Origin of the sequence: Pseudomonas chlororaphis subsp. piscium (genome assembly GCF_003850345.1) — a bacterium.
Classification (GTDB): Bacteria; Pseudomonadota; Gammaproteobacteria; order Pseudomonadales; family Pseudomonadaceae; genus Aquipseudomonas; species Aquipseudomonas piscium.
Window position 1 is genome coordinate 701,842 of sequence record NZ_CP027707.1, and the last position, 11,448, is coordinate 713,289.

Annotated in this window: 13 protein-coding genes; 4 read left to right on the top strand and 9 right to left on the bottom strand. The window is 64.4% G+C overall.

Going from position 1 to position 11,448, the window contains the following annotated elements; translation table 11 throughout:
* Positions 1-28 precede the first annotated feature (28 nt).
* Entirely contained in the window at positions 29-340 is a 312-nt protein-coding gene (locus tag C4K38_RS03145) for a PsiF family protein (protein WP_053277239.1), read from the top strand.
* 166 nt (positions 341-506) lie between these two features.
* The gene (locus C4K38_RS03150; RefSeq protein ID WP_053277240.1) at positions 507-1,517 is read left to right on the top strand and encodes an AI-2E family transporter; all 1,011 of its coding nucleotides are present in this window, start codon (positions 507-509) and stop codon (positions 1,515-1,517) included.
* A 117-nt stretch (positions 1,518-1,634) separates the two neighbouring features.
* Here the strand turns inward: C4K38_RS03150 and C4K38_RS03155 are convergent, their stop codons facing one another.
* A complete protein-coding gene (locus C4K38_RS03155; protein WP_053277241.1) occupies positions 1,635-2,900 on the bottom strand; it encodes an Hsp70 family protein in 1,266 nt (421 codons plus the stop codon).
* A gap of 300 nt (positions 2,901-3,200) precedes the next feature.
* On the opposite strand from C4K38_RS03155, the gene C4K38_RS03160 reads away from it, so the two are divergent.
* Complete coding sequence (locus C4K38_RS03160) at positions 3,201-4,139, top strand: DnaJ C-terminal domain-containing protein (RefSeq protein WP_025808014.1); 939 nt, start codon at positions 3,201-3,203, stop codon at positions 4,137-4,139.
* 40 nt (positions 4,140-4,179) lie between these two features.
* Positions 4,180-4,482, top strand: a complete 303-nt coding sequence (locus C4K38_RS03165) for a chaperone modulator CbpM (protein ID WP_053277242.1) — start codon at positions 4,180-4,182, stop codon at positions 4,480-4,482.
* A 281-nt stretch (positions 4,483-4,763) separates the two neighbouring features.
* Here C4K38_RS03165 and C4K38_RS03170 read toward each other — a convergent pair whose 3' ends face one another.
* The 8 genes from C4K38_RS03170 to urtE form a co-directional block, all read right to left on the bottom strand.
* The gene (locus C4K38_RS03170) at positions 4,764-5,906 is read right to left on the bottom strand and encodes a sensor histidine kinase (RefSeq protein ID WP_053277243.1); all 1,143 of its coding nucleotides are present in this window, start codon (positions 5,904-5,906) and stop codon (positions 4,764-4,766) included.
* Positions 5,907-6,044: 138 nt separating this feature from the next.
* Positions 6,045-7,745: an urease subunit alpha gene (gene ureC, locus C4K38_RS03175; protein WP_053277244.1), complete on the bottom strand. Its 1,701-nt coding sequence runs from the start codon at positions 7,743-7,745 to the stop codon at positions 6,045-6,047.
* 140 nt (positions 7,746-7,885) lie between these two features.
* Positions 7,886-8,191, bottom strand: coding sequence for an urease subunit beta (locus C4K38_RS03180; RefSeq protein ID WP_009046740.1), 306 nt, complete (start codon positions 8,189-8,191; stop codon positions 7,886-7,888).
* A complete protein-coding gene (locus C4K38_RS03185; RefSeq protein WP_053277245.1) occupies positions 8,188-8,721 on the bottom strand; it encodes a GNAT family N-acetyltransferase in 534 nt (177 codons plus the stop codon). The genes C4K38_RS03180 and C4K38_RS03185 overlap by 4 nt, the downstream gene beginning before the upstream one ends.
* Before the next feature lie 6 nt (positions 8,722-8,727).
* Positions 8,728-9,261: a GNAT family N-acetyltransferase gene (locus C4K38_RS03190; protein ID WP_009046742.1), complete on the bottom strand. Its 534-nt coding sequence runs from the start codon at positions 9,259-9,261 to the stop codon at positions 8,728-8,730.
* Positions 9,262-9,270: 9 nt separating this feature from the next.
* A complete protein-coding gene (gene ureA, locus C4K38_RS03195) occupies positions 9,271-9,573 on the bottom strand; it encodes an urease subunit gamma (RefSeq protein ID WP_007937143.1) in 303 nt (100 codons plus the stop codon).
* 137 nt (positions 9,574-9,710) lie between these two features.
* Positions 9,711-10,550 carry an urease accessory protein UreD gene (locus tag C4K38_RS03200; RefSeq protein WP_053277246.1) on the bottom strand — a complete coding sequence of 280 codons (840 nt, stop codon included), beginning with the start codon at positions 10,548-10,550 and terminating at the stop codon, positions 9,711-9,713.
* A 30-nt stretch (positions 10,551-10,580) separates the two neighbouring features.
* Positions 10,581-11,279, bottom strand: coding sequence for an urea ABC transporter ATP-binding subunit UrtE (urtE, locus tag C4K38_RS03205; RefSeq protein ID WP_053277247.1), 699 nt, complete (start codon positions 11,277-11,279; stop codon positions 10,581-10,583).
* Positions 11,280-11,448: the final 169 nt, after the last annotated feature.

Consider the following 11,448-nt stretch of genomic DNA (forward strand, 5'->3'; position numbering starts at 1 on the left):
GTCGGTGCGGTAACAAGGAGAAAACTCCATGAAGATGCTGCGTATCCCTTTGTTGATGGTCGGTCTGCTGCTCTGCTCTCAAGGATTTGCCGCCACCGCCGCCCAACAGGCCCAGCAGGAAAAAATGAAGTCCTGCAATGCCGAAGCCACCACCAAGGCCCTCAAGGGGGACGAGCGCAAGGCTTTCATGAGCACCTGCCTGAAAAAAGCCGCCCCGGCCGCGGCCGCCGCCCCAGCCACGCAACAGGAAAAGATGAAGACCTGCAACGCCGACGCCACCACCAAGGCCCTCAAGGGTGATGAGCGCAAGGCCTTCATGAGCACGTGCCTGAAGAAGTAATCACCTTCTCCCACTCAGGCGCGAGCTTGTTCACGATCCGGTCGCGGCGGTTTGCCTGACACACTCTGTATCGTTGATCGCCAGCAAACCCGCGCCTGTCGGCCTCGCATCGTCAGTGCAACGCTGGCAGACTGCCAATCCTTTCACGCTGTTTGTTTGAGGCTGTATGCCAACGTTTTCTCAGCGTCATCTGTTGTTGTTCAGTTGGGTGATCATCTTCGGCGGCCTGCTGCTGATAATCCCGTTGCGGCTATTACCGAGCCTGCTGGCGGGCCTGCTGGTGTTCGAACTGGTCAACATGCTGACCCCGCAACTGCAACGGCTGATCGAAGGTCGGCGGGCGCGCTGGTTGGCGGTGGCCCTGCTCGGCACCCTGGTGGTCAGCGTGCTGACCCTGCTGTTCGCCGGCGCCATCAGCTTCCTGCTGCACGAAGCGGAGAACCCGGGGGCTTCCCTGGACAAATTCATGACGGTGGTCGACAAGGCGCGCGGCCAGCTGCCGCCGTTCCTCGACTCCTATCTGCCGGCCAGCGCGGCGGAGTTCCAGGTGGCCATCGGCGCCTGGGCCAGCAAGCACCTGAGCGAGCTGCAACTGGTGGGCAAGGACGCGGCGCACATGTTCGTGACCTTGCTGATCGGTATGGTGCTGGGGGCGATCATCGCCTTGCAGCGCGTGCCCGACCTGACCAAGCGCAAGCCGCTGGCGGCCGCGCTGTTCGACCGCCTGCACCTGCTGGTCCAGGCCTTTCGCAACATTGTGTTCGCGCAGATCAAGATTTCCCTGCTCAACACCTTCTTCACCGGGATCTTCCTCGCGCTGGTCCTGCCGATGTTCGGCGTCAAGCTGCCGCTGACCAAGACCCTGATCGTGCTGACCTTCCTCTTGGGGCTGTTGCCGGTGATCGGCAACCTGATCTCCAACACCCTGATCACCATCGTCGGCATGTCGCTGTCGATCTGGGTGGCCGCGGCGGCGCTGGGCTACCTGATCTTTATCCACAAGCTGGAATACTTCCTCAACGCGCGGATCGTCGGCGGGCAGATCAGTGCCAAGTCCTGGGAACTGCTGTTGGCGATGCTGGTGTTCGAGGCGGCGTTCGGCCTGCCGGGGGTGGTGGCCGGGCCGATCTATTACGCCTACCTGAAGAGTGAGTTGAAGCTGGCGGGGTTGGTTTGAGCTGCGTGGGACCGATCTGACGCTATCGCGGGCAAGCCTCGCTCCTACAGAAGACAAAGCGCTCGCAGTCTCTGTAGGAGCGAGGCTTGCCCGCGATGGGCGCGCCCCGATCCTTGATCAGCCGTAGCGTTTCTTCGCTTCGATCGCCAGGCCGCTGCCGATGCTGCCGAAGATGTTGCCTTCGACGTGGCGTGCGTTGGGCAGCATGTCCGAGACGCTCTGGCGCAGGGCTGGGATGCCGCTGGAACCGCCGGTGAAGAACACCGTATCGACCTGGCCGACGCCGACATTGGCATCACCCAGCAACTGCGTGACGCTGCCGCGGATGCGCTCCAGCAGGCTGTCGATGGACGACTCGAACAGCGCCCGGCTCAGGTCCACGCTCAGGCCGGCCTCGATGCGGTCCAGGGGCACCAGGCGGTTGTCGGCGTGGGTCAGCTGGATCTTGGTCTCTTCCACTTCCATTGCCAGCCAGTGCCCGGCGCGCTGCTCGATCAGCTTGAACAGGCGGTCGATGCCGCCGGTGTCTTCGATGTCGTAGCGCATGCTGCCCAGGGCCAGCTGGGACTTCTGCGAGTACACCGAGTTGATGGTGTGCCAGGTCGCCAGGTTCATGTGGGTGCTGGTGGGCATGTAGGCACCGCTCTTCATCCGGCTGCCGTAGCCGAACAGCGGCATGAGGCCCTGCAGGCTCAACTGCTTGTCGAAGTCGGTCCCGCCGATGTGCACGCCGCCGGTGGCGAGGATGTCCTCGTGGCGGTTGTCCAGGCCACGGCGCTCGGGCGACAGGCGCACCAGGGAGAAGTCGGAGGTACCACCGCCGATGTCGACGATCAGCACCAGCTCTTCACGCTCGATGGTCGACTCGTAGTCGAAGGCCGCGGCGATCGGCTCGTACTGGAAGGAGACTTCCTTGAAGCCCAGCTTGCGCGCCACTTCCACCAGGGTGTCCTGGGCCTCCTGGTCGGCGGCGGCGTCGTCATCGACGAAAAACACCGGGCGGCCCAGCACCACTTCCTCGAACTCCCGCCCTGCGGCGGCTTCGGCGCGGCTCTTGAGCTGGCCGATGAACAGGCCCAGCAGGTCCTTGAACGGCATCGCCGTGCCCAGCACGCTGGTGTCGTGCTTGATCAGCTTGGAACCCAGCAGGCTCTTCAGCGAGCGCATCAGCCGGCCTTCGTAGCCTTCCAGGTACTCGTGCAGCGCCAGGCGGCCATACACCGGACGGCGTTCTTCGATGTTGAAGAAGACCACCGACGGCAGGGTGATCTTGTCGTCTTCCAGCGCAATCAGCGTTTCCATGCCGGGGCGCAGCCAGCCGACAGTGGAGTTGGACGTGCCGAAGTCGATACCGCAGGCACGGGCCGCAGATGCGTTTTTCATGTCTTTCGAGTTCCGGTTAGAAAAAACGGCCGCGCAGTGTATGCCAGTCGTTCGCAGAATCGAAGGCCGACTATCCGCTAAATCGAAACCCGCAAGCCTTGAAAGACTATTCTTCACCCCCAAACTTGCAGGCATGGGCCGGGCAGCCATCGGGCGGTCGCAAGAACCGCCGCCAGCTGCCGATAAACTTCTGCTGCGCCGCGTGAGTCACAGTATCGAGACCGATCAGCCTTGGCGCTGTTCAAGCGTGCATGCTGTACGTCACGCCGCGCCACATTGATAACGGATGGTGATCCTTAGATGGACTTCAAAGACTATTACAAGATTCTCGGAGTGGAGCCGACGGCGGACGACAAGGCGATCAAGGCCGCCTATCGCAAGCTGGCGCGCAAATACCACCCCGATGTCAGCAAGGAAAAAGACGCCGAAGCCAAATTCAAGGACGCGTCGGAAGCCTATGAAGCGCTGAAAAGCGCGGACAAGCGGGCCGAATACGACGACCTGCGGCGTTATGGCCAGCACGGCCAGCCGTTCCAGGGCCCACCGGGCTGGAAGGGACGCGCGGATACCGGCGGGTTCGGCGATGGCGGGGACTTTTCGGACTTCTTCAGTTCGATCTTCGGCAACCGCGGGCCGGGTTTCGGCGGTGGACAATCGCGTAGCGCCGGGCGCCGAGGGCAAGACGTGGAAATGGAATTACCGATCTTCCTGGAAGAGACCCTGTCGGCCGAGTCGAAGAAGGTCAGCTTCAAGGTGCCGCAGTACAACGCTGCGGGTCAGCACGTCAGCAACACCAGCAAGAGCCTGAACGTGAAGATCCCGGCCGGCGTCAGCGACGGCGAGCGGATTCGCCTCAAGGGCCAGGGCGCGCCGGGTGCCGGTGGCGGGGCCAATGGCGACCTGTACCTGACCATTCGTTTCGCGCCCCATCCGAAGTTCGATATCGAGGGCGAGAACCTGATCATCACCTTGCCGCTGGCCCCTTGGGAGCTGGCGCTGGGGACCGAGGTCGCGGTGCCGACCCTGACCGGCAAGATCAACCTCAAGGTGCCGGCCGGCAGCCAGAACGGCCAGCGCATGCGCGCCAAGGGCCATGGCCTGCTGAACAAGGCCGGGCATCGCGGTTATCTGTTCGTGCAGCTCAAGGCAGTCATGCCCAAGGCTTCCGGCGACGACGTCAAGGCGTTGTGGCAGGAGCTGGCGAAGAAGGCTGCCTTCAACCCGCGGGAGCATTTCTGATCCGCAACCCATTCTGATCTGAAACAAGGAGTCGCTAACCATGAGCACCCTGATCGTTCAGCTGGATATGGAAGAGTTTTGCGAGGTGGCCGATCTGCCGGCCGCCTATGTGATGGAAATCGTCGAGCACGGGATCCTCGATCCCCATGGCTCGGCACCCCGCGACTGGCGTTTCACCGACTATGAACTGGCGGTGGCCAAGCGCGCCGCCAAGTTGCGGCGCGATCTGGAACTGGAGTGGGAAGGCGTCGCCCTGGCGCTGGAACTGCTCGACGAAGTGCGCGAGTTGCGCACGGAAAACCAGATGCTCAAGCAGCGCCTGGGGCGCCTGCTGGTTGAATGATCCATTGTTCTGTAGGAGCGGTCGGTCGACGCTCGATTGCCCGCGATAGGGACACCGCGTTTCTGCAGACCCTCCGCGTTATCCTTCATCGCGAGCAAGCTTCGCTCCTACAGGTGTGTGTTTGTAGCCGCTGCCGAGCCTGCGAGGCTGCGTTCGAGGACGGAGTCCTCGCAAAACCTGCATAAGCGGTTTACCTGAAGGAAAGCAGTGCCCGGTTCACGACCGCTTCGCGGTCGAGCGCAGCCTCGCGAGCTCGGCAGCGGCTACAGGGGCTTCTGTATCTACAACGGTTCGGCGCGCGATACCCGCGGCAGGGTCACGCTGAAGGTGGTGCCATCGCTCTCGTTGGAGCTGACCTCGATGCTGCCCTGGTGGGCGCTGACCACTTCCTTGACGATGAACAGGCCCAGACCGAGGCTGGTGGAGGGGCCGCCGAGCTCTTCGCCAGCGTTGCGCACCAGCGGGTCGAAGAGGGTGGGCAGGGCTTCCTTGGGAATCGGTTGACCGTAGTTGTGGATGGTCAGCAGCACCTGCTCGGCGCTGCCGGTGAGGGTGAGGGTCACGGTGCGGTTGCCGCTGCCGTGCTGCAGGGCATTGCCGATCAGGTTCTGCAGCATCTGCTCGATGCGCCCGCGATCCCAGATGCCATGGCTGTCGCCATGGAAGTTCAGCGCCGGCGTGCAGTCCGGCTGGCCGGCGCAGGCTTCGTCCATGGCCGCCTTGGCGGCACTGGCCAGGTCCATGGGCGCCGGCTCGATGGGCAAGCTGCTGCCCAGGCGGCAGCGGACGAATTCCAGCAGGTCGCCGACCATCGCCGCCATGTGCCGGGAGCTGCTCTTGATCCGCGACACGTAGGTCAGTGCATCAGCGTCCAGGGCGACTTTGCGCGTCAGCATCTCGGTGGACATGCTCACCGCCTGCAAGGGGGTTCGCAGGTCGTGGCCGAGAATCGCCAGGAAGATATCCCGCGAGCGGTTGACCTGTTCGGCATAGGCCGCGGTGGACTCGGCTTGCGCCTCGTCGATGGCTTCGTTGAAACGGACCATGTCCTGGAAATAGGCCAGCTCCGGCGACTCCAGGCTGGCGACCCAGAGGCGGATCACACAAGCACGCAAGTGGCGGAATTCCGAGGTCATCTGCACCAGGTCGAAGCCGACGTTGTGCCGCAACTCGCCATGGCTGGCGGCGGCCTCGTCGAGGCTTGGGGTTTTCTCCGGGCCTTCGCCCCTGGCCTTGGCCGCCTGTTCGCTGGCGGTCTGGGCGGTACGCATGTCGCGAGCGGCGGCCAGCAGGATGGACTTGGCGTGGTCGCGCAATTGCAGGCGGGTCAGGGAGTCGGTTTCGGGGGCGATGGACCGGGCGAATTGCTCCCACTCATCAACGATGCGATCAACCTGTTGCACGATGAAATCGGAGAGACGCATGGCCGGGAACCTTGTCAGGCAGCAAGAGTGAGGACGGCCTGTTGAATTTTAGTCTCGATTCAGCCACTCAACAGGGTAAGCCGTCCGGCTTTGCTGACCGTTGGGCGGCCCGGAGGGGCGCCCGTTGGACCCAGGTTTCTAGAACAGGAAGTAGCGCTGCGCCATCGGCAACACGTCCGCCGGCTCGCACCACAGCAGCACACCGTCGGCCTTGACCTGATAGGTCTGCGGATCGACCTCGATATCCGGCAGGTAGTCGTTGTGGATCAGGTCGGTCTTTTGCACATCGCGGCAACCCTTGACCACCGCGATCTGCTTTTTCAGCCCCAGTTGCTGCGGCACCCCGGCCTCCAGCGCGGCCTGGCTGATAAAGGTCAGGCTGGTGGCGTGCCGGCTGCCGCCGTAGCTGGCGAACATCGGCCGGTAATGCACTGGCTGCGGGGTCGGGATCGAGGCGTTGGCGTCGCCCATCAGGCTGGCGGCGATGGCCCCGCCCTTGAGGATCAGCGTTGGCTTGACCCCGAAGAACGCCGGACGCCAGAGCACCAGGTCGGCCCATTTGCCGATTTCGATGGAGCCCACTTCATGGCTGATGCCGTGGGTGATCGCTGGGTTGATGGTGTATTTGGCGATGTAGCGCTTGACCCGGAAGTTGCTGTTGCCGGCGCCGTCGCCCGGCAGTGGGCCGCGCTGGTGGTGCATCTTGTCGGCGGTCTGCCAGGTGCGGGTGATGACCTCGCCGACCCGGCCCATGGCCTGGCTGTCGGAGCTGATCATCGAGAAGGCGCCCAGGTCGTGGAGGATGTCCTCGGCGGCGATGGTCTCGCGGCGGATGCGGCTTTCGGCGAAGGCCACGTCCTCGGCGATGCTCGGGTCGAGGTGGTGGCAGACCATCAACATGTCCAGGTGTTCGTCGATGGTGTTGCGGGTGAACGGCCGGGTCGGGTTGGTCGAGCTTGGCAGCACGTTGGGGAAGCCGCAGGCCTTGATGATGTCCGGGGCGTGGCCGCCGCCGGCGCCTTCGGTGTGGTAGGTGTGGATGGTGCGGCCCTTGAACGCGCCGAGGGTGGTTTCGACGAAGCCCGACTCGTTGAGGGTGTCGGTGTGGATCGCCACCTGCACGTCGTACTGGTCGGCGACGCTCAGGCAGTTGTCGATGCTGGCCGGGGTGGTGCCCCAGTCTTCGTGGAGCTTGAGGCCGATGGCCCCGGCCTTGACCTGTTCGATCAAGGGCTCCGGCAGGCTGGCGTTGCCCTTGCCGGTGAAGCCGATGTTCATCGGGAACGAGTCCGCCGCCTGGAGCATGCGCGCCATGTGCCAGGGCCCCGAGGTACAGGTGGTGGCGTTGGTGCCGGTGGCCGGCCCGGTGCCGCCGCCGATCATGGTGGTGACGCCGCTCATCAGCGCCTCTTCGATCTGCTGCGGGCAGATGAAGTGGATATGGGTGTCGATGCCGCCGGCGGTGAGGATCATGCCTTCGCCGGCGATCACTTCGGTGCTGGCGCCGACGGCGATGGTCACGTCGGGCTGGATGTCCGGGTTGCCGGCCTTGCCGATGGCGGCGATGCGCCCGTCCTTCAGGCCGACGTCGGCCTTGACGATGCCCCAGTGATCAATGATCAGCGCGTTGGTGATCAGGGTGTCGACCACCTCGGCCGCCAGCAGTTGGCCCTGGCCCATGCCGTCGCGGATCACCTTGCCGCCGCCGAACTTCACTTCTTCGCCGTAGGTGGTGAAGTCCTTCTCGACTTCGATCCACAGCTCGGTGTCGGCCAGGCGCACCTTGTCACCGACGGTGGGGCCGAACATGTCGGCGTAGGCTTGTCTTGAAATCTTCATGTGCTTGCCTTGGGATTCAATTGGATTTGAGACCGTTCGCGTAGCTCGCTATTCGCGGGCAAGCCTCGCTCCTACATTCGATCGCGTTCCCCTGTAGGAGCGAGGCTTGCCCGCGATGGCGTCAGAACAGGCAATGCACCTTAAAGGTCGCCCATGACCCGCCCGGCAAAACCGAACACCCGGCGATGCCCGGCCAGGTCCACCAGTTCCACCTCGCGGGTCTGCCCCGGCTCGAAGCGCACGGCGGTGCCGGCCGGGATATTCAGGCGCATGCCTCGGCTGGCGGCGCGGTCGAAAGTCAGGGCGTCGTTGGTTTCGAAAAAGTGATAGTGCGAGCCCACCTGGATCGGCCGGTCGCCGCTGTTGGCGACGCTCAGGCTGAGGGTGCGGCGGCCGGCGTTGAGTTCGATGTCGCCGGGCTGGATCTGGTATTGGCCTGGAATCATACGGGTTGCCCCAGAGTCTTGAAGTAAATGGCGGTCGGGGTGTAGGTGCCGTCCGGGCTTTGGCAGTAGTTCGGCAGTTCGCCGACGCGGGTGTAGCCGAGGGCGCCGTAGAAGGCTTCGGCGTCCGAGCCGGCTTCGGTGTCCAGGTACAGCAGGCCGCGCTTGTGCTGGCGCGCCTCCTGTTCCACGGCATGCATCAACTGCTGACCCAGGCCACGGCGGCGGGCGTCGTGGCGCACCTGCAGTTTCTGCACCTCGGCGCGATTGAGGCCGTTGGGCTTCTGGCACAGCGCCAGTTGCACGCTGGCCAGGACCCGCTCGTCCTGCACCACCACCCACAGCAGCAGGCTGCCATCGGTCACGCTGGCCTGGACGCCGTTGACGTAGGCGCGGGCCTGTTCCTCGTCGAGGTCGGCCATGAAACCCACCGAGGCGCCGTGGCCCACGGCGTCGAACAACAGATCAATCAACCCCTGGCGATAGTGGGCAAAGCTCTCCGCATGGACTCGACGCAGTTGGGCGGCGTTCATCGGGTATCACTCCTTGTGGATAGTGGGCGGTAGCGCCCCCGGATCGAGGGTCAGCTGCATGAACGTCAGGTCCAGCCAGCGCCCGAACTTGGTGCCCACTTGCGGCATCTGTCCGGTGGTGACGAAACCCAGGCGTTCGTGCAGACGGATCGAGGCGGCGTTGCCGCTTTCGATGGCCGCGACCATCACGTGTTTGTCGCAGGTTCTGGCGCGTTCGATCAGCGCTTGCATCAGGCGCGGGCCGAGGCCGTTGCCGCGCTGGTCGTTGCGCACATAGACCGAGTGCTCGACGGTATGGCGGAAACCGTCGAAGGGCCGCCAGTCGCCGAACGAGGCATAACCGAGCACGCTGTCGTCGGCGTCGACCGCCACCAGCACCGGATAACCCTGGGCCTGGCGGGCGCTGAACCAGGCCTGGCGATTGCCCAGGTCCACGGCTTGCTCGTTCCAGATCGCCGTGGTGTTGAGTACGGCGTCGTTATAGATGTCGCGGATCGCCGGCAGGTCGGCATGCACGGCATCGCGGATGGAATACGTCATGGCGCAGCCTCAGGCGATCGGTTGATGGACGGTGACCAGCTTGGTGCCGTCGGGGAAGGTCGCTTCCACCTGGATTTCCGGAATCATCTCCGGGATACCTTCCATCACCTGTTCGCGGCTCAGCAGGGTGGTGCCGTAGTGCATCAGCTCGGCCACGGTCTGGCCGTCGCGGGCGCCTTCGAGCAGCGCCGCGGAAATGTAGGCCATGGCTTCCGGATAGTTGAGCTTCACACCCCGGGCCAGGCGCCGTTCGGCCACCAGGCCGGCGGTGAAGATCAGCAGTTTGTCTTTTTCGCGTGGGGTCAGGTCCATCGTTCAAAATCCGTCGTTGGGCAGTTTGAAAAACATTGGTAGGAGCGAGACTTGCCCGCGATGAACGATAACGCGGTGTGCCGGCAACGTTGCGGCGCCTGGGTTGCGGGCAAGCCTCGCTCCTACGGGTAGCTGTGTCATGTGCTCCAGATCCTCGGTGGCAGCGCCTCGCGGCCCAGCAGGGCGGGGCGCAACAGGCGCCACAGGTCGATCAGCCAGGCGCGGGCCAGCAGCGCTTCGCTGGCCAGGCAGCGGGCCACCAGCAGGCCGGGCAGTTGCGTCAGGTCGCCGCGCACGGCATGAGGCAACGCACGGCAGCGCTCCAGCAACTGGCTGTCGATCTCCCCGGTAACCAGCAAGGTGGCGAAGACCGGCTGGCCGTCCAGGCCGATCGGTGAGTCGAGCAAGCCGTCGCCGCCGACAATGCGCTGGCGTTCATGCCAGAGCAACTGGCCGTCGCGGCGGATGTCCAGGTGCGACTGGAAATGCCCGAGGTCGAAACGTTCGTCGCTGGCGGGACGGCCGAGGGCCACCAGGTCCCAGTAGAACAGCCGGGCATCGCCTTGCAGCTCGATGCGGGTGCTCAACTCGGCCTGGGCGGCGCTGAACACGATGGTTTCCTGGGGCAGCCATTCCAGGGTAGCGCCGGCGGCAACGTTCAGTTCCAGGGTCTGATAGGCCGGCCCGGCGGCGCGATACCACTTGGCGGCGCCGGGGCTGGTCAGTTGCGCCCAGGCATCGCGGTCGACGCTGGCGCGGATCTGCAGGCGGTCGCCGCCGGCAATCCCGCCGGGCGGATGGACGATGATGTGCTGGCAGACTTCGGGGCCTTCGGCGTACAGATGCTTCTGCACCCGCAGCGGGCCCTTGTGCCGGCGCTGCACCGGGCGCGTGCTGTCGCCAAAGCGGGCGTAACCGAGTTCCAGCTCGGCATGCCAGCTGGGGGTGAACAGGGCGGTGTGGGCAGGCAGATTCATGATTCGTGCTTAGTGTCCGGACGCTACAGGTTAGATCGTAACCAGTCCTCGTACACCCTCGGCTTCCATATTTTCACCGCGGCCCTGCTGGACGATTTCGCCCCGGGACATCACCAGGTACTGATCGGCCAGTTCGGCTGCGAAGTCGTAGAACTGTTCCACCAGGAGGATCGCCATGTCGCCGCGTGCCGCGAGTTTCTTGATCACCGCGCCGATTTCCTTGATCACCGACGGTTGGATGCCCTCGGTGGGCTCGTCGAGGATCAGCAGCCGTGGCCGACTGGCCAGGGCCCGGCCGATGGCCAATTGTTGTTGCTGGCCGCCGGACAGGTCGCCGCCGCGCCGCTGTTTCATTTGCAGCAGCACCGGGAACAGCTCGTAGATGAAGGCCGGCACTTCCTTGGCTTCGGAGCCGGGGAAACGCGACAGGCCCATCAGCAGGTTTTCTTCCACGGTCAGACGGCCGAAGATCTCCCGGCCCTGGGGCACGTAGGCGATGCCGGCATGCACCCGCTGATGGGGCTTGTAGGCGGTGATGGGCTTGCCTTCCCAGTTCACCGCGCCTTCCCTGGCCGGCAGCAGGCCCATCAGGCATTTGAGCAGGGTGGTCTTGCCCACCCCGTTGCGCCCGAGCAGGCAGGTGACTTCGCCGACCTTCGCCTCGAAGCTCAGGCCCCGCAGGATGTGGCTACCGCCGTAGTACTGGTGCAGCTTGTCGACTTGCAGCATGTCGGGTTCCTTCTGGCTTGCGCCGATTACTGTAGCCGCTGCCGAAGGCTGCGATCAGCCTCGAAGAGGACGTGCTCTTGGGGGCCTCGGAAGGTCCTGCGGGTCGAGCGCGACCCCGGCCTATCGCAGCCTGCGGCAGCGGCTACAGGATCATGTGGCGTTCGTGGGA